This is a genomic window from Legionella sp. km535, from assembly GCF_003990085.1.
GTDB classification, from domain to species: Bacteria; Pseudomonadota; Gammaproteobacteria; order Legionellales; family Legionellaceae; genus Legionella; species Legionella moravica.
Map to the genome: position 1 here is coordinate 130,976 of NZ_RZGU01000001.1, position 19,398 is coordinate 150,373.

The window sequence follows — 19,398 nt, forward strand, 5'->3', positions numbered from 1 at the left end:
TAAAAGCGAGGTTATATGAAGTGTGTCAGCGAGTTGAAGGAGAGATTAAGAGAAAAACTTATCAAGAAATGCAACTGACAATGAAAAACAAATCTTATCGGGCAAAACAATCCCCATTTGCTTGATTTGGGTATCGGATTATTTTGAGGGATGGTTGCCCGCCTGCGCGGGCAAGACAGTTTTTTTGTAATGTAAAGAGCTAATAAATACTGCGCCTGTTCACAAGCGCAGACTAAAAGCACCGATTAGAGTGAACTGGTTCATTTACCAATACAAAAACTGGAAAAAATCCTTCCCAATAAATCGTCCGAGGTAAATTCTCCTGTAATTTCGCAAAGCACTTGGTGAGCAAGACGTAAATCTTCTGCTAACAATTCCCCAGCCCGATGCTCCGTTAATTGCTTTTGTCCGGTGAGTAGTAGATTTTGAGCTTCATCCAAAGCTTGAAGATGACGCCTTCTCGCTAAAAACTGGCCTTCATTGGGATGATAACCGGCCATTTGTTTGATTAAAGTCTTTAGACCATCGACGCCATAGCCTGACTTGGCTGACAAATACACGGTATTGTTCTCTGTTTTAGCAGAGAGGTTCTTCATATCAATTTTATTAAACACAGTTATTATGGGGACATCGTTTGGTAATTCCGATCTTATTTCATTGGAAATGTATTCATGTTGCTCGGGATCATTCACATCAATTACCAATAAAACACAATCAGCTTGTTTTAATTCAAGCCAAGCTCTTCTAATTCCTTCTCGCTCAACCAAATCATCACTTTCCCTTAATCCTGCTGTATCGATAATATGCAAAGGAATATCATCCAATAATACATGTTCACGCATGACATCGCGAGTAGTACCTGCAACCTCGGTAACTATCGCGACATCCCGACCTGCAAGATTATTAATTAAAGTAGACTTACCCGCATTGGGTCTGCCTGCAATAACTACAGAAAGACCTTCATGTAAAATCACGCCCTGATTGGCTTGGGATCGTATTACAGTCAGTTGCTCCAGCAAATCCTGAAGTAAATTTGATACCTTTCCATCATTTAAAAAATCAATTTCTTCTTCAGGAAAATCAATTGCAGCCTCAACATACAAGCGCAAATAAATGAGTTCTTCATTTAATTGATTAATTTTGGCTGAAAATTCGCCTTGCAAGGAACGTAATGCCAGACGTGCTGCAGTTTGTGAACTTGAATTGATTAAATCAGCTATTGCTTCAGCTTGGGTCAAATCGATTTTATCATTTAAAAAAGCTCGTTCTGAAAACTCTCCAGGTCTTGCTAGGCGAGCACCCAAAACAACACATTCTTTAATGAGCATATCCAGTACAACTGGTGAACCATGTCCATGAATTTCTACGACATCTTCACCGGTAAAAGAATGAGGAGCCTTAAAATAGAGCATTAAGCCCTGATCAACTAACTCATTATCTGATGTATAGAAAGAACAGTACGTTGCCAATCTGGGTTTCAGTGCTTTATTAGCATTAAGAGTTATTGCAATTGAATAAGCTGTTTCACCCGATAATCGGATGATGCCTACCCCACCTTTTCCTGGTGGGGTAGCTATTGCTACTATGGTATCTTCAGACATTTACTTTGCTGTTGCTACCAGTTTTTTGGCTGGTTTGTCGTCTGAATATTTTCGGGTAATGTACCATTGTTGCATAATGGATAAGGTATTATTCACTATCCAATACAACACCAATCCGGATGGAAAACTCCAGAACAAACCAGTAAATAGAATTGGCAAGAACATCATTACTTTTGCCTGCATAGGATCCGGCGGTGTTGGGTTTAATTTTTGCTGAACCAACATTGTCGCACCCATAATAAGCGGCAGAACATGATAGGGATCAGCTGAAGCCAAGTCATTAATCCAGAAAATAAAGGGAGCTTGTCTTAACTCAACACTTTCCAGCAATACCCAATACAAAGCAATAAATACAGGAATTTGAATAATAATAGGCAAACAACCACCTAAAGGATTCACTTTTTCCTGGCGATACAGTTCCATAGTTGCCTGGCTGATTTTGGCTTTATCATCGCCATAACGCTCTCGCAAAGCCTGCAGTTTGGGTTGTAATTTACGCATTCCAGCCATTGATTTATAACTGGTTGCCGAAAGCCGGTAGAATGCCAGCTTAATTAAGACGGTAACCAGAACAATAGACCAGCCCCAGTTTCCAACAAGATTATAAATTGCCTTCATCAATGAAAACAGCAATGAAGAAACAAACCAAAGGATTCCGTAATCAACGGTTAAATCCAAAGAAGGAGCGATGCCTTTTAAAACGCTGGTAATTTCAGGACCAACATACAGCCTGGAACCTATGTTCTTTTGCTCATCTGGCTTGATGGTAATAGGTTGACTTACTGCACCTATAGTGTAATCACCATTAATTGCTCGAGTGTAAAATTTATTTTCACTTGAACTGGAAGGGATCCAGGCACTTAAAAAATAATGCTGCTGCATGGCAATCCAACCGCCTTTGGCATCAACATCAAGATTGGTTTTATGCATATCGCTAAAACCAACTTTTTGATAACGATGAGATCCAGGATTAGAATAGGATGCTCCAGTATAAGAACCAACATGAAAAATGCTGGATTTATCTTCCTGGGGTGAACTGCGCAACAATTGCGTGTTTAAATAGCCTTTCCAATCACTTGTTCCATTATTGATGATTTTATATTGTACATCGATTAAATAACTGCCTTTAGTAAAAATAAATTCCTTTTTAACAGTTAACCCATCTTCATTTTTCCCTTCAAGGGTAACGATTAATTGATCTTGATTAGGTTGTAACTGATACTCTTTTTGTTCTGAAGTAAAACCAAAATTGAGCGATTGAACGGATTGGTCTTTTGCAACAAAAATACTGCTGTTCGCTACATAGCGTTCTTGAGGTTGATTTTGTAAAAGAGGGAATGGTTTATTTTTATCATCAACGCTCAAAGGATAATCAAGAAGCAGTCCTTTAACTATGTCTCCTTGCTTTAAATCAATGGCAACGTCTAAAACATCCGTTTTAACCTGAATCAATTGTTCAGGTTTCGTCATAACATTGTTTGCTTGTTGCTCAACAGATGGATTTAGTGGGCTTTGTTCTGAGTCACCAGGAGTTACTTGGGGTAATAAATGACCATCAGTGTTCAACTGACTGGTTGATTCTATTGCAACAGGAGTTTTTGCTGGGTAATCCGCCTGCCAGGCGTTCCAAAGTGATAAACCAACCAAGGCTAACGCCATATATAATATTATACGTCTAATATCCATTAAAGCTTCTCATCGTTAGGGAGTACCGGATCATAACCACCACGCGACCAGGGATGACATCGTAATAATCGTTTAAATCCCATCCACATGCCTTTCGTTATGCCATGTTGTTTGATTGCACTCTCAGCATACTGTGAACAACTAGGATAATAGCGACAGCATGGTTTAATCAATGGGGCAATCAAAAATTGATATATTTTTATTGGAATGCATACTATTTGTCGTAGTATGAAATTAGTTTTTCCCATGTTTTGCTCAATTGGGTATTTATGCCTGAATTTGTTTGTCGTGCCACACCTTGTTTTGCTAGAAATATCATATCGACTGCAGGCAGATTCTGTTTTCTGAATCCTTCTCGCAAAAGACGTTTTATTCGATTTCTATCATGGGCTTTTGATATCATTTTTTTTGATAACGCCAGCCCTAGACGGGCATAACCAAGATTATTGGCTCTGTATAATACAACAAATTCAGTCGTTACAATTTTTTTTGCCTGTTCAAACACATGGTCATAATCTTTTTTTGTCAACAGTCTCTGTGTTTTATTAAATGCAAACACTTAAGCTGACAAACGCTTACGTCCTTTAGCACGACGACGTTTAATTACTAATCGACCTGCACGAGTTGCCATACGCTCACGAAAACCATGATCGCGTTTGCGTTTTAAATTACTTGGTTGAAAGGTGCGTTTCATGATGAACCTGTATATAAATTTATGAGGTTGGCAATGATAGATAACTTTCTTTCCACTGTCAAATTAGAAAGATGTTTATTTTTTGGCGCATTTTATTATTTTGCGAGGTTGTTAATTATAATATATTTCTTAAATTATTTATTTTTTTATTATATTTAGCATTCTCAATCCTGTTGATATTTCTATTATTTTATTTAAGATCAATATCTTATGTTTATTTTTTCCTGTTCAAAACTCTTGTATTGATTCGTTTTTGCGTGTGTATAAACCGTTCCCATTTTACTAACTCTTAATTTGTACACTGAATATAGTATTATTAAACCTCGTCTTATTCACATCTTTCTCTCGAGTGAATTCGAATAATTGTCCTCTTGTTTTTTTTTTTCAGACCGTGGGCTAATAATAACTTAGTAGGTTCTGTATTATTGCTTTTATGTAGATAGCTTTTTCCTTCTTTATCGATGTAATGAACGTTTGCTCCATGGTCTATTAGCTTTTTTGCTAAATCAAATCGTTAATCTTATCTCCAAGTTCCAAATAGCTCTCTACTTCTTCAATATTGTCCTTTATCGCCGCATCTTGTATTCGGGACATAATCGCCTCCCTGTGTAGATTTGATTTATTATTTCTGGATGTGTTGAACATTATTGTTATCAGGTTTGAATTACAACGAAAGAGAAATGCGAGCTGAATTACATATTCGTTGTAAAAATGATTTTTTTGGACGCCAAAAAGCTCCACGTAATTAATATAAATTTATATACTTAAAAAACTTATTTTTATTATAAGTAAACACCATATCTGTTGATAACCTTAAATTAACTATTAATTTCAATAGATTAGATCGATATTTAGGATGTTTATAAGTTCCCTTTATGGCTGTGTTTAATGTGTTTGCTCTTTCTGACGAATTACTATTCTCTGATTTGTAATCAACTTATACCCGCTTTAAAACCCCAGTTATCCATAGCTTATAATTCTTCTGATTTATCTATTAATTCGACTTGAGAATGGTTAAGAACATCTATTTTTTTAGTTCTTTTTGGGTTTTATTTACTTTTTTTTTGTGGATAACTTTGCCTTTTATTGAAGGCTGAGTATAATCTGCAGGTTTAATCATCTATTATTTAAAGCTCAGTTTTAATTTATAATTTTAATCTTTTATTGAATCTTTAATTTATTCTATTTAATTATCTTGCTGTACAGGTGCTTTCAATGGCACTATTTATTGCTGTGGGTAATTAGTTGTATTGCTCTTTTACCACCCTTATATAATGAGGAGTTTTGTTGTGTCAGATACTGTTTGGCAAAAATGTTTAGGTTTATTGCAAGATGAATATTCTGCTCAGCAATTCAATACCTGGCTGCGTCCTTTGCAAGCTCATACAGATGAGCAACGTTTAGTTTTACTTGCGCCTAATCGATTTGTAGTTGATTGGGTAAAAAAGCATTTTTTTTCTCGCATTGAAGAATTGATTAATCAGTTTTGCGGTGACAATATAAAATCTGTTTCTATAGAGATCGGAAGCAAGGCTGCTGAACCCGTTGCCTCAGTTGTTGAGACTACTGTCTCTCCTACAACCAATACCGCACCCAAACCGGTCAATAAAAAAGCCGTTGACTACAAGAGCAGTCATTTAAATAAAAAATTCGTTTTTGATAGTTTTGTTGAAGGAAACTCAAACCAATTAGCCCGCGCTGCATCAATGCAAGTCGCAGAGCGTCCCGGTGACGCCTATAATCCATTGTTTATTTATGGTGGTGTTGGATTGGGTAAAACCCATTTAATGCATGCTATTGGTAATAATATCCTTAAAAATAATCCTGAAGCTAAAGTCCTTTACTTACATTCAGAACGATTTGTAGCAGATATGGTTAAAGCATTACAAACCAACTCCATTAATGAATTTAAGCGCTTTTATCGTTCATTAAATGCATTACTTATTGATGATATTCAATTTTTTGCAGGTAAAGATCGCTCTCAAGAAGAGTTTTTCCATACCTTTAATGCTTTGCTTGAAGGGCAACAACAGATAATTTTAACCAGTGATCGATATCCTAAAGAAATCGAGGGTATGGAAGAGCGACTCAAATCTCGTTTTGGCTGGGGACTTACTGTTGCTGTCGAGCCACCGGAGCTGGAAACCCGTGTTGCCATTTTAATCAGTAAGGCTGAGCAATCGAATATTGAACTTCCCTATGAAGTAGCTTTTTTTATTGCGAAACGAATACGTTCAAATGTCAGGGAGCTGGAAGGAGCATTACGTCGGGTTATTGCTAATGCACATTTTACCGGGAAACCGATCACAATTGAGTTTGTTCATGAAGCGTTGCGTGATCTATTGGCATTGCAAGATAAATTAGTGACCATAGAAAACATTCAGAAAACTGTAGCGGAATATTATAAAGTTAAAGTTGCTGATTTACTGTCTAAACGTCGTAGCCGCTCTATTGCCAGACCAAGACAAATGGCGATGGCTCTGAGCAAAGAGCTAACCAATCACAGCCTGCCTGAAATCGGTGATCATTTTGGTGGTCGTGATCATACTACGGTTATTCATGCCTGCAGAAAAGTTAAAGAACTTGTCCAGGATGATAGTGATTTTGCCGAAGATTATAAAAATTTAATGCGTATATTATCTTCTTGATAAGGGGTTTATCGTGTTTGAGTTAGCTATAAAAAAAGAAGATCTCATCGCTCCTTTGCTTACTGTAGCTGGTGCTGTTGATAAAAAGCAATCTTTGGCTATTTTATCCAATTTTCTATTAAAATTGGCTGATGGTTTGCTTCATGTTACCGCTACAGATTTAGAAATTGAAATTTCTGCTCAGGTTTCTTGTGAGTCTAATCAAACCTCAGGGAGTATTACTGTTCCTGCAAAAAAATTCATTGATATCATCCGATCTCTCGATGAAAATACCAGTCCCAATATTGTTTTTGATAACGGGATTGTATCGATCAAACAAGGACGCAGTTCCTTCAAGTTGACTACTTTACCCGCTGAAAATTACCCTTTAAGTGAAGATGAGTGCAACGAGGTTGAACTATCAATACCACGACTGGTCTTGCTTCAATTATTACAATCAACCCATTTTGCCATGTCGCAACAGGATGTTCGAGTTTTTCTTAACGGGCTCTTTTTGGAATTTGAACCCCATCAAATTTCTGCAGTTGCAACTGATGGACACAGAATGGCAATTTGTCGTTACTCTTGTGATAATGTTAGTCAGTATAAGCTTTTGTTACCCAAAAAAGGTGTTCAGGAATTATTACGTTTATTAAATTGCATTAGTGATGAGCATGTTTTGCTGGCTGCAGGAAAATCTCATTTTAAATTGATTAGCAGTCAATTTACTTTTATGTCCAAATTGATTGAAGCACGTTTTCCACCTTATTCTAAAGCAATTCCCAGAGAGCAGGATAAGCAGATTATCATTGATTGTGCTATTTTAAAAAAATCTTTGGCGCGAATTGTTATTTTGGCTCATGAGAAATCCAAAGCGGTACTTTTCCATTTACAATCCGGTCAGCTAACTTTGATTGCCAACAATAATGAACAGGAAGAAGCGGTTGAAACTCTGGTGGCTGAAACTCAGGGTGATGAGTTAAAAATCGGTTTGAATGCGACCTATTTACTCGATGTATTGAATCATTTCGGTGACGGTCAGATTCGAATGTCCATGTCGAATACGGACAGCAGTATTTTAATCGAGTCTTTGCAAAATGATAATTATCAATACATTATCATGCCAATGAAAATATGATTTTAGCTGATCTTAAAATTCATCATTTAAGAAATATTTCTGAAGCCCATTTATTACTCAATCAACACTTTAATTTTATATACGGCCCGAATGGAAGTGGTAAAACTTCCATTCTTGAAGCTTTGTATTTGCTGAGCTGTGGTCATTCGTTCCGATCTCGCGAAATTTCGCCTATAATCGCTCGGGGCCACCCTGCACTGACGGTTTTTTCTCGTTGTACTGATAACTCAACCATCAGTATTCAAAAATCTTTTTCACAACCAACACAAATCAAATTGAACAATCAATTTTGCTACAGTACCAGTCAATTAGCCTATGCTTTACCTTGTCAAATTTTTTATGCGGATATATTCCAAATCATTGATGCAGGCCCCGCCGTTCGGAGAAGCGTATTGGATTGGGGGTTGTTTCACGTGAAACATAATTACCTGTCACTGTGGAAAGATTATAAAAAGGTGATAAAGCATCGAAATGCACTTTTAAAAAAACGTTCATCATATCAAGATTTTATCCCCTGGGACCAGCAATTAGATCAACTTGCTAATCAAATGGATATGCTCAGACACGAATATTTCGAAAGATGGAAAATTATTTTTTACGATACATTAAGACAATTAACTAACACGTCCTGTTCTATTGAATACTACAAGGGATGGGATAAAAAAAATACCGGGCGATCTCTGATGGAGGTACTTGCAGAGCAGTTCACCAGTGATCTTCACAAACAATACACTCAATCCGGTCCCCATCAAGCAGATATTTTAATATACAGTGACGAGACAAAAGCAAAACAGGTACTGTCTCGTGGTCAACAAAAAATTATATTGATTGCATTAAAATTGGCGCAAGGAACTCTTCTAAGTGGTGATTGCTTGTATTTATTTGATGATGTTCCAGCTGAACTTGATGAACAACATAAAAATGCCCTGTTAGAATATTTGCATGTTAATAAAGGTCAATATGTCTTTACCTGCATTAATCAATCCGAGTTTTTAAATCGTTTACCTCATCTTGAATACTCTAGCTTTTATATTGATTCTGGGAATGTATCATTTTAATATTTTTTATAACATCTTCTTTCCAGCTTGCTGTATGTCGAATGTTTGTATCAATTTGGATCATGAATATTTATCCGTTTTGTAAATAAAATGTAAGAGTTAATCACAATTATTAAGTTTTGTGTCTACCTATTTAGGGTAATGGTATTTCATTAAAACGCACTAAAGAGTATAACATCCATAATGAACCACCGCTGTCCCATTAAAAATGTGACGTCTTTCCGAGCGTAGCGAGGAATCTCCTGCAAATTGGCACAATCTGAATTAACGCATTAATTATCATTGGACGTTACATTACGTGAAGATGATTCTCGCGTACGCAAAGATCATGCTCCTGAAAATATGGCGATGGTTCGGCATATTATTTTGAACAGATTAGAAAATACAAAAAGAAATTTAAGGATATGAGCATTAGGCGCCTACAGAAAAAGGCTGGCTCGGGAGTCTCAACTCTTGATATGATTTTAATGGTCGCATTTTAATGGGATCGTGCAACCTTGCAGGAAATTCCTCGCTACGCTCGGTAAACGTCATATTTTTAATGGGACAGCCGTGCATAATGAACCTTGTTTCTGATTTAGAACGTTGCTTTTTGGTGTAATTAAATAGGCATGTAAATGTTTCACGTGGAACAAATTAATTAAATTAAATCCTGTGTGCCAATAACTAAAATGAATTAACCGGATGCAGAGAAAGAGAAACCAAAGTTTATCCACTGACATATAAACCGCCGCCAAAAGATGGTATAATTGAACGATTCGAAATACCACAATAGGGTAATGAGGGTTCCTGATGAGCGTTGATGCCAGTTATGATTCAAATAATATTAAAGTCCTAAAGGGTTTAGATGCAGTACGAAAAAGACCAGGTATGTATATAGGTGATACCGATGACGGTACCGGTCTTCACCACATGGTTTTTGAAGTTGTTGATAACTCTATTGACGAAGCTCTTGCAGGTCATTGCAAGGAAATTTTCGTTACAATTCATAGCGATGAATCCATTACGGTTAAAGATGATGGCCGTGGTATTCCTGTAGATATTCATAAAGAAGAAGGCCGCTCTGCTGCTGAAGTTATTCTTACCATTCTGCATGCTGGCGGTAAATTTGATGATAACTCTTATAAAGTTTCCGGTGGTCTTCATGGGGTGGGGGTTTCAGTTGTTAATGCCTTATCGGAAGAATTGCATTTGCTTGTTCGCAGGCATGGAAAAATTCATGAGCAACACTATCGACACGGTGTTCCCGATGCTCCAATTGCTGAAACTGGTGACTCAACAACTACTGGAACTCAGATATGGTTCAAACCCAGCGCTGAAACATTCAGTAATATTGAATTTCATTACGATATATTAGCGAAACGATTAAGAGAATTATCTTACCTAAATTCCGGTGTCTGCATCCATTTGTTTGACGAACGAACTCAAAGACAAGATACCTTCCATTACGAAGGCGGTATTAAAGCTTTTGTTGAGCATTTAAATAAGAATAAAACTCCCATTTTTCCAGCTGTATTTTCGATGACGGCAGAAAAAGATGGCATTGTTGTCGAGTTAGCCATGCAATGGAATGACTCGTATCAAGAAACACTCTTTTGTTTTACTAATAATATTCCTCAACGAGATGGCGGTACGCATATGGCTGGTTTTAGAGCCGCGCTGACTCGTACACTGAATAACTATATTGAAAACGAAGGATATGCAAAAAAAGCAAAAGTATCTCCAACAGGAGATGATGCGCGTGAAGGATTAACTGCTGTATTGTCTGTGAAGGTTCCTGATCCTAAATTTTCATCTCAAACAAAAGATAAATTAGTCTCCTCTGAAGTAAAATCCGCAGTAGAATCAAGCGTTGCAGAAAAATTTAATGATTTTCTGCTTGAAAATCCATCTGTAGCTAAAGCAATTGTCGGGAAAATCATCGATGCTGCACGTGCCAGAGAAGCTGCTCGTCGAGCGCGGGAAATGACCCGACGTAAAGGTGCTCTTGATATTGCTGGTTTGCCCGGAAAGCTGGCTGATTGTCAGGAAAAAGACCCTGCGTTGTCAGAGCTGTATCTAGTAGAGGGAGATTCTGCGGGTGGATCTGCAAAACAAGGACGCGATAGAAAATTTCAGGCTATATTACCGCTCAAGGGTAAAATTCTTAATGTGGAAAAAGCACGGTTTGATAAAATGCTGGCTTCGCAAGAGGTTGCAACATTAATTACCGCACTAGGCTGTGGCATTGGTCCAGATGAATACGATCCGGATAAAGTGCGATATCATCGTATTATTATCATGACTGACGCCGATGTTGACGGTTCTCATATTCGTACATTGTTGCTTACTTTCTTTTACAGGCAGACCCGAGAACTCCTGGAGAGAGGGTATATATATATTGCCCAACCACCTTTATATAAAGTAAAAAGAGGAAAACAGGAACAATATGTTAAGGACGATGAGGCCTTGTTTGAATATCTAACACAAAGCGCTCTGGACGGTGCTGCATTTTATCCCTCTAAAGATGCTCCGGCTATCACTGCGCAGGCTTTAGAGGAACTGGTACAACAGTTTCGACGAGTTGAAAAAATTATCAAGCGCTATAAACGCAGATATCCTGCGGATATATTAAAGCGAGTCGCTTATTTACCTGTATTGCAGAATGAAGATTTCAATCATCACGATAAAATAAGTCATTGGTGTAATCAGTTACATCAAAGCTTGCAGCAGGTTGATAGTAAAACGGAACACTACTCTGTAGGTGTTCAGGTTTTAGACGAGACGAACCAGTTCATTCCGCGAATCACAATAGCTCAACACGGAATGGATCATCATGTTCCTATGAATGCAGAGTTTTTCTATTCGAAGGATTATAAAGAAATGGTGAACCTGGGGTCTCGCCTGGGTGGTTTGATTGAAGAGGGAGCGTACGTAAAGCGTTTGGATAAATCTGTACCGATTGAACATTTTGAGCAAGCTTTAGATTGGTTAATGGATGAAGCGAAACGAGGTCAAACCATTCAGCGGTATAAAGGACTTGGTGAAATGAATCCGGAACAGCTTTGGGAAACCACTATGGACCCTGAGGTTAGACGTATGTTGCAAGTAAATATCGAGGATGCTGTTGCAGCAGATGAAATATTCACAACACTAATGGGTGACAATGTAGAGCCGCGCAGAGATTTTATTGAATCGAATGCGTTGGATGCGGAAAATATAGATATTTAACCTCAAGAACTGTTGTAAGGTGATAGTTCACCTTACAACCACTCAGTAGAGAGTTCCGATAAGAAATTAAGCTGCAACAGTCAAGCTAATGTAAGGTCCACGAAATCCAAAACTATTCGTTTCATACCCATTGATGCGTTGAATAACGCCTTGTGCCAGAGGTACTGTTCCTCTAATGGTATCCATTGAATTGATGTATTCATTTATTTGATAGCCTGCTTCCAGGGTCACATTAGAACTGGATGCAAAATTGTGAGAATAATCGACGCCTAACTTACCAGAAAGGCTGTTAACGATTCGATCCCGCTTAGGCCAGGAAAAATTAAAATTGGTTCCAAGCAAACTCACAAAAGAATGCGCGTTGATTGTTCCAACCAACAGGCCGTAATCAAAATAACCGACTAATCCAAATCCATGTCCAAGAGTGTAAGTTCCATCTATACTGAGCATGGGGCCGGCTCCATTATAAGTACTGATCATATTCCCTGGTGCTGTAAATGTAAGTGTATGTTTCAATTCAGCATAGCGGAGTCCCAATGACGGCTTGATCGAAAACACCCCTGATACATCAGAGTATTTTCTACCGGCTTTAAGATCAATCTGATTTACTTTATAAGTAAGAGAGGCATCACTGACAAATCCAGGAGTCGGTGGAAAGGCAGCATCTGGAAACAAAATACTCCCAAAACCAATTGAACCGTCTGAAAAGTCATTGAATGCATGCGTTTTATTATCTAAAAATAAATAATTGGCTTCAATATTATTTGCAGACATGGGCAGATTGTAGCCCAGTTTAACACTTCCAGCCCATTTATGTACTGGATTGAAGGGTTTACTTATCGCTGTAAAATTTCCAGTATTTCCATACAACCAACTGTCAGTAACCATACCGATTCCAGTTTCACTAGGCTTAACATAATAACCTGTGATTCCCGCATAAACACCACCTTTCATATTAAAAGCACAGAGTGTTGATGAACAGACTGGGCCGTCTTTGTCAGGAATTGTGGGGGCAGAGAGGGCATTTCCAGACACACTAAAACCAGCTAAAAAGAGAGGGATACAACGAAGCATATTCATAAATCATTCCTTGAAATTAAATATTAATACATAAAAGTAAGCCAATAAATCTAGTCAGCAATACGATGCATCACATTGCTTTGAGAAACTTGGTTTGCAGGTTTACACAGAAATAAGCTCTAAACACCATAAATTATCTGTTTGATAATTTACTCAATCTTAATTATGAAACAAGGAAATTGCAATAGAATAGTCCATGCACGGCTGTCTCATTAAAAATGTGACGTCTTTCCGAGCGTAGCGAGGAATCTCCTGCAAATTGGTACAATCTGAATTAATGCATTAATTATCATTGGACGTTACATTACGTGAAGATGATTTTCGCGTACGCAACGATCATTCTCCTGAAAATAGGGTGATGGTTCGGCATATTATTTTGAACAGGTTACAAAATACCAAAAAGAAATTTAAGGATATGAGCATTAGGCGCTTGCAGAAAAAGGCTGGCAGGGGAGACTCAACTCTTGATATGAATTTAATGGCCGCATTTTAATGGGATCGTGCAACCTTGCAGGAGATTCCTCGCTATGCTCAGAAAAACGTCATATTTTTAATGGGACAGCCGTGATAGTCCATGTGATTTGTGTTGAGAATGTTTGAACAATTGGATAATCGGGATTGTCAGTATTGGTTTCTAGCTTGGGATTCAATCAAATAAAAAGAATAAATGGTATATAATAACTCCTAATCCATGAACCAAAGAATTGATCTTTCATCGAATAGTTCTTAACGTCCCATGAGATCAAAGTCAGAATTGTTAAAAAATGCAAATAGACAAATGACGAACAAAACGGATGTAGCCCAAAACAGTCGAAATATAATTATTGCGGATTTTTAATGAAAATAATGAATGCCATGTTCTCCAGAGTAAATGGAGGTGTTGAACAAGTTTTTTTAAACTATTCCAAGGTTTTGGGAGGATTGGGTCACAAGATTATTCCTGTTATTCACCCTTGGTCGCAAATAAGAAAGGCGTGTTCGGATCCTAATTTAAAAACAATCTTTAGTTTTGGGCGACATGACTTGATTGCCGTTCAACGATTGCGCCAGTTAATCCTTAAAGAGAAACCAGACTGCATTATTACACATACAAAACGAGCTGCCATATTGTTTGAAAAGACAGGTACTTCAGTGCCCAAAATTGCTGTATGCCATACTATTGAATCGTACAATGACTTAGTAAAAACATCGGATTCAGTTATTGCCATTACAGAACACATGCATCGGGAGATCATGAGGTTAGGAAATCCAGAAAAACGAATTTACACTGTGCCTAATATGATATCCATTCCAGATAATCTGGTTTACATAGAGCCTGAGCGATCTCGAGTTCCAGTAATAGGAGCCATTGCCAGGTTTTCTGATCTTAAGGGATTGGATGTTTTTATCGATGCTTTGGCAATATTAAAACGCAAAGGTATTATATTTAAAGCGCATATTGCTGGTGATGGAAAACAGAAAAAACAGTACATCAAACAAATTAATCACCATGGCCTGCAGAATGAAGTGACCTTATTGGGCTGGATAAATGATAAACAGGCATTTTATGAGGGCCTTGATATTTTTTGTCATCCTTCATTGAAAGAATCTTTTGGTTTGGTAGTTGTTGAGAGTATGATGCATTCAGTACCCATGGTGCTCACAGAAATATCCGGTCCCCTGGAAATCGTAGGTGAAGCAGAATGCGCGGTTATGGTGCCACCTTCAGATCCTGTGAGTCTGGCTAGTGGTTTGGAGCGAATAATAAAAGACGCCAGCCTGGCTAAACGATTATCATACAATGGATATCTTCGCGCCAACACCTATTCAAGCCGCAGCATTGGGCCAATACTTAATGAGGTTGTGAGCGATGTGTGCCGTTCCGTGTAAATTATTCAGATGATCATTGGATTGTTTCTTTCAAAAATAAGTGCCGCATCCTTGCGGCGAAGTACATCCATTGTACTTGTCCCTTTAGTTGACATCCTGTCAGACATATCCATGTCATCCTTTTGAGTTTTTAGTATAACCTTTTGGCAGATAGAGTCATTGCGTAGATAGAGCAACAAATTGTAAGAAATTTCTCAAAGAATAGGGGGTATTTTCTTCGCCATCAGACAAGGCTTTCTGAACAACCAGTGTCTTTCCTATCGTTAATTTCTTATAAGTGGAATTGCATCGTTCATTTTCGCGATGAAGAACATACCGAGACCTATTGCAGAGTGTCGAGACGGTGAGATAAGAACGTGCATTGAATTCATTTGGCGTAGAAGAGTAACTATCCACTGTAATGGTGCAGAACAGTACAGCAGATAGTCAATTAGTTAGCTTAGTTATTGATTTGCAGAGATACTGGCTGTTGCTGGGTAATACAATGTATCCCTCCGCCGCCAGCAAATACGTCCAAAGCGTCAATTTGAGTTATTTGATGTTCAGGAAATAACTGGGTGAACAATATATATGCTGCCTTATCATACTCTTCGTAGCCAAAGGCAGGCATGACTATGCCCTTATTAGCCAGATAAAAATTAATATAGGAAAGTGTGAGCCGTTCTCCATCAAGATAAGTCGCGGGTGGTTGTTCGACACAATAGATTTCCAATGATCGTCCTTTTGCATCGGTTGCTGATTTGAGAATTTCCAGATTTTCCTGCAGGGTTGTGTAATTAGGATCCGATTTATCATGGGTGATTAGGCAGAGCACTTTTCCAGGTGCGATGAAGGTAGCTATTTCATCTATATGTCCGTCTGTTTCATCACCAAGCAATCCTTTATTGAGCCATATAATGCGTTCCGCTCCAAGAAAATCCATTAAATAGTGTTCAATTTCTTGTTGAGTTAATTGCGGATTACGATTTGCATTGAGCAGGCATTCACGACTGGTTAATACAGTCCCCTCTCCATCGACATGAAAGGATCCTCCTTCCATGACCAGTGGCGCATGAAAATAGCGGGCCTTGGTCTGTTCAATAATCACTGACGCAATCTTATTATCCAGAGCGCAGTCAGCATAATTGCCGCCCCATGCATTATGGATCCAGTCGACTCCCGCAAGTTGGTTGTCTGCATTTAATAAAAATGTTGCTCCTGTATCACGAGTCCATGAATCATTGATGGGGAGAGTAATTATGGAAATTGTATCACCACATAATTCACTTGCAGAAGCTTCATCTCCTGGGTTGACCAGCATCGTTACTGGCTCATACGCTGCTATAGACTTTGCCACCTTGGCATAAGCGATTCGTGCGCGTTCCAATCCTACTTTTTCCCATGTGGATTGATGACAGGGCCATGCCATCCAGCATCGTTCATGCGGGTGCCATTCTGCCGGCATGTAATATCCAGCTTGTTTCGGTGTTAGTATCGTCACTGTGTAGATCGTCCATCAAGATAGGTTAATTGAGAAAAAATGCTTCTTAATTCATTTAAATAAGATAAAGTTTGCTCTTTTGGCAACTCGGCCTGGATTAACTGTTTCTCATAGGATTGAATGAGTTTTTTAGTATCGAAGTGAGCTAAATTCAATACATTGGTGACTGTATCGCCATTGACTAGGTCTTCCAGCACAAAGTGACCATCATCAGAAAGCTTGACGTCCAATGAGTTCGTATCACCAAATAAATTGTGCAGATTTCCTAATATTTCCTGATACGCACCGACCAGGAAAAAACCGATACAGTATGGGTTTTTGCTGTCATAAGGTGGGAGCATCAGGGTGGTTGTAACACAAGACTGGCCTGGATACTGCTTAATAGTACCATCCGAATCACAGGTTAAATCCTGGAGAATGCTGTGCATATTTGGCGTTTCATTTAATTGTGAAATAGGCGCTACTGGAAAGATTTGACCTATTGCCCAGGCATCAGGAATGGATTGAAAAAAAGAAATGTTACAAAAAATTTTGGCAGCCATACACTCATTTATCATCATTAATAATGCGTGTTCACTGGGATTTTCTTCATCAAGCCTGTCTTTTAATTCCATGCAAATATTGGTATAGAATGCTTCAACCTTTGCTTTTTCCTGCAAGCTGATTACCCCATGCTTGAATAGAGAGTGGGCTTCGTGCAAAGAGTGTTCTGCATAGTTATAAATTTCTGTTGGCGAACTGTCAGTGATTGCCTGATAAGTATCATAGATATCGCGAATCACGTGCGAGTCCTCTTCGGAAATTTCAGGAAGCACAGGGGCTTTTTTAATGATTTCGATGTCAGTAATATTGGATATCAATACCGCATGATGTGCTGTTAACGCCCGTCCAGACTCCGAAATAATGTTCGGCTCAGGAATATCCGCATCCTGGCACAAATGTTTAAGAGCCAATAAGATGTGCGTCGCATACTCATTCAGGCTGTAATTCATGGAACAGCCTTTATTGGAACGTGTGCCTTCATAATCAACGCTTAAACCGCCACCCACATCAATAGTATCTATTGGGGCATTGAGATGGCGTAATTCGACATAATATCGGGCAACCTCCTGCATGCAATGGCGAATATCATGAATATTGGCAATTTGGGAACCTAAATGGCAGTGCATTAGCTGGAGGCAATCAAGTAAGCCATTTGCTTTTAATTGCGTTACCAATTCAAGTACTTGCTTTGCATTTAAACCAAATTTGGATTTAACTCCCCCCGTATTTTCCCACTTACCGGCGCTTTTGCTGACTAAGCGAATACGAACCCCAAGGGTGGGTTTAACGTTAAGACGAGCGGATTCACTTAAAATGATGTCCAATTCCGATTTTTTTTCAATAACGATGAATACTTTATGTCCCATCTGTTGAGCTATGAGGGCTGTTCTTATGTAGCTGCTGTCTTTATAACCATTACAGACTATGGTGCCGGGATTATCACCCAGCATACCGATTACCGCCATCAATTCAGGTTTTGAGCCTGCTTCCAGGCCAATCGTGTTTGATGGTGATTTAAGCAGCTCACGAACCACACTGTGTTCCTGGTTTACTTTTATAGGATAAACCAATTGGTAGCTTCCAGAATAGTCCGTGTCCTTTTTGGCTTCAGTGAATGCCTGGTATATTCTGCGTACGCGATCATGGAGTATATCGCTGCACCGAATTAATAACGGTAAATGTAATCCAGCGCGTTCAGCTGCATTTACTATAGCCAGTAATTCAACTCCTTTTTGCTCCGGGTTTTTGCTGATTTCAATGTTTCCGTGCGCATTAATATTAAAATACCCATCACCCCAATGCTTAATGTTGTATAAGTTATCTTCTGATTGTGCATTGTTGTTCATTATTTGGTTCCCAAAGGATTACGAGGCTTGACTAATTCTTGATAAGTCGCGGGTTCTCTTTGTTGGGCAAATGGAAATAATCTTCCCCATAATTCACGTTGACTGAAATCAAGATCGGCAACAAGAACTGCAGGCTCATTTCGTGGCGCCTGAGCTAAAATTTCACCCATTGGTGTACTGATGAAACTACTGCCATAAAACTGTAAATCATCCTCACAACCAATTCGATTAACAGCGATGATAAAGGTATTGCTCATGATCCCTTGTGCTACCATTACTTTTTGCCACATGGGCTGACTATCAAACCCTGGAGCTGTTGGTTCACCGCCAATAGCGGTTGGATAAACCAGAATTTCGGCGCCTTTTAACCCATAGATTCGTGATAATTCTGGAAACCATTGATCATAACAAGTCGGTAAACCAAACTGGTGTCCTGCTATTGAATGAACAGGGTAATTGGAATCTCCTGGTTTAAAGTAAAAGTCTTCATGGTATTTTTCCCCGCTGGGTATATGTTGTTTGCGGGTAATGGCAATCAGCTCACCTTGAGTATTAAAGGCAACAGCGGTGTTGTACCCTGCTTTTTCGAACAAAGAGGCGGTAATACATACCTTATGTGTTTTAGCCATTTGACTGACAAATTGAGCTGTAGGTCCTGTATGGATGTCTTCCATATAAGGGGTTCCGTCAACGTCAGAACGAGTACAAAAATAAGGGCTCAAAGTGAGTTCCTGCAAACACACCAGCTCAGCGCCTTGTTGCGCTGCCGAAAATATTCCAGAGGCCAGACTGTCTTGATGTTCTTTAGCATGTTCATGCCATTGCTCCTGAACCAGTGCTACCCTTAATTTGTTTTCTGCCATTAGTTTTCCTATAAGTTGTTGCGTTAAAATAAAGTGTTTTGTCTGTAGACTAAAAATCCGACTATGTTATCAAAAAAAAATCTGTTTGTACCAGTATTAATTTTACTAAATAACACTTAATTGGTTTTGAACAAATTGTCTTGTAACCCGTTATTGATCAGAGCTTTCTACAGTCATCCAATCTCTTTGTAAACAATGCTTCT

14 protein-coding genes are annotated in these 19,398 nt (G+C 38.5%); 5 read left to right on the plus strand and 9 right to left on the minus strand.

The genetic code is table 11. The features are described 5' to 3' along the window. Window positions 1–260: 260 nt before the first annotated feature. From mnmE to rpmH, 5 genes are read right to left on the minus strand one after another with little or no spacing between them, the layout of a single operon-like run. The gene (gene mnmE / locus ELY21_RS00610) at window positions 261–1,601 is read right to left on the minus strand and encodes a tRNA uridine-5-carboxymethylaminomethyl(34) synthesis GTPase MnmE (RefSeq protein WP_127105903.1); all 1,341 of its coding nucleotides are present in this window, start codon (window positions 1,599–1,601) and stop codon (window positions 261–263) included. Beyond that, the gene (gene yidC, locus ELY21_RS00615) at window positions 1,602–3,287 is read right to left on the minus strand and encodes a membrane protein insertase YidC (protein WP_127105905.1); all 1,686 of its coding nucleotides are present in this window, start codon (window positions 3,285–3,287) and stop codon (window positions 1,602–1,604) included. Beyond that, window positions 3,287–3,535: a membrane protein insertion efficiency factor YidD gene (yidD, locus tag ELY21_RS00620; RefSeq protein ID WP_127105907.1), complete on the minus strand. Its 249-nt coding sequence runs from the start codon at window positions 3,533–3,535 to the stop codon at window positions 3,287–3,289. The genes yidC and yidD overlap by 1 nt, the downstream gene beginning before the upstream one ends. Continuing rightward, a complete protein-coding gene (rnpA, locus tag ELY21_RS00625) occupies window positions 3,502–3,846 on the minus strand; it encodes a ribonuclease P protein component (RefSeq protein WP_127105909.1) in 345 nt (114 codons plus the stop codon). Before rnpA ends, yidD begins: the two co-directional genes overlap by 34 nt. Beyond that, window positions 3,847–3,981: a 50S ribosomal protein L34 gene (gene rpmH / locus ELY21_RS00630; RefSeq protein ID WP_006869475.1), complete on the minus strand. Its 135-nt coding sequence runs from the start codon at window positions 3,979–3,981 to the stop codon at window positions 3,847–3,849. A gap of 1,289 nt (window positions 3,982–5,270) precedes the next feature. Between rpmH and dnaA the strand changes: the two genes are divergently transcribed. The 4 genes from dnaA to gyrB all read left to right on the plus strand — a co-directional run bounded on the left by dnaA (window position 5,271) and on the right by gyrB (window position 12,014). After that, complete coding sequence (dnaA, locus tag ELY21_RS00635; protein ID WP_028382935.1) at window positions 5,271–6,629, plus strand: chromosomal replication initiator protein DnaA; 1,359 nt, start codon at window positions 5,271–5,273, stop codon at window positions 6,627–6,629. A gap of 13 nt (window positions 6,630–6,642) precedes the next feature. Beyond that, window positions 6,643–7,746 carry a DNA polymerase III subunit beta gene (gene dnaN / locus ELY21_RS00640; RefSeq protein WP_127105911.1) on the plus strand — a complete coding sequence of 368 codons (1,104 nt, stop codon included), beginning with the start codon at window positions 6,643–6,645 and terminating at the stop codon, window positions 7,744–7,746. Further along, complete coding sequence (recF, locus tag ELY21_RS00645) at window positions 7,743–8,804, plus strand: DNA replication/repair protein RecF (RefSeq protein WP_127105913.1); 1,062 nt, start codon at window positions 7,743–7,745, stop codon at window positions 8,802–8,804. The genes dnaN and recF overlap by 4 nt, the downstream gene beginning before the upstream one ends. Before the next feature lie 792 nt (window positions 8,805–9,596). Further along, complete coding sequence (gyrB, locus tag ELY21_RS00650) at window positions 9,597–12,014, plus strand: DNA topoisomerase (ATP-hydrolyzing) subunit B (RefSeq protein WP_127105915.1); 2,418 nt, start codon at window positions 9,597–9,599, stop codon at window positions 12,012–12,014. A 66-nt stretch (window positions 12,015–12,080) separates the two neighbouring features. Here the strand turns inward: gyrB and ELY21_RS00655 are convergent, their stop codons facing one another. After that, entirely contained in the window at window positions 12,081–13,094 is a 1,014-nt protein-coding gene (locus ELY21_RS00655; RefSeq protein ID WP_233588624.1) for an Lpg1974 family pore-forming outer membrane protein, read from the minus strand. Window positions 13,095–13,931: 837 nt separating this feature from the next. Here ELY21_RS00655 and ELY21_RS00665 point away from each other — a divergent pair. Further along, complete coding sequence (locus tag ELY21_RS00665; RefSeq protein ID WP_127105919.1) at window positions 13,932–14,963, plus strand: glycosyltransferase; 1,032 nt, start codon at window positions 13,932–13,934, stop codon at window positions 14,961–14,963. 439 nt (window positions 14,964–15,402) lie between these two features. On the opposite strand, the gene ELY21_RS00670 is transcribed toward ELY21_RS00665, so the two are convergent. The 3 genes from ELY21_RS00670 to ELY21_RS00680 are packed head-to-tail and all read right to left on the minus strand — an operon-like array spanning window position 15,403 to window position 19,195. Next, window positions 15,403–16,407 (minus strand): agmatine/peptidylarginine deiminase, encoded by a 1,005-nt coding sequence (locus ELY21_RS00670; protein WP_370272404.1) that lies wholly within the window; start codon window positions 16,405–16,407, stop codon window positions 15,403–15,405. A gap of 32 nt (window positions 16,408–16,439) precedes the next feature. After that, window positions 16,440–18,332 carry a biosynthetic arginine decarboxylase gene (gene speA, locus ELY21_RS00675; RefSeq protein WP_127105923.1) on the minus strand — a complete coding sequence of 631 codons (1,893 nt, stop codon included), beginning with the start codon at window positions 18,330–18,332 and terminating at the stop codon, window positions 16,440–16,442. Then, window positions 18,332–19,195 (minus strand): carbon-nitrogen hydrolase, encoded by an 864-nt coding sequence (locus ELY21_RS00680; protein WP_199741604.1) that lies wholly within the window; start codon window positions 19,193–19,195, stop codon window positions 18,332–18,334. The genes speA and ELY21_RS00680 overlap by 1 nt, the downstream gene beginning before the upstream one ends. Between the last annotated feature and the right edge of the window lie 203 nt (window positions 19,196–19,398).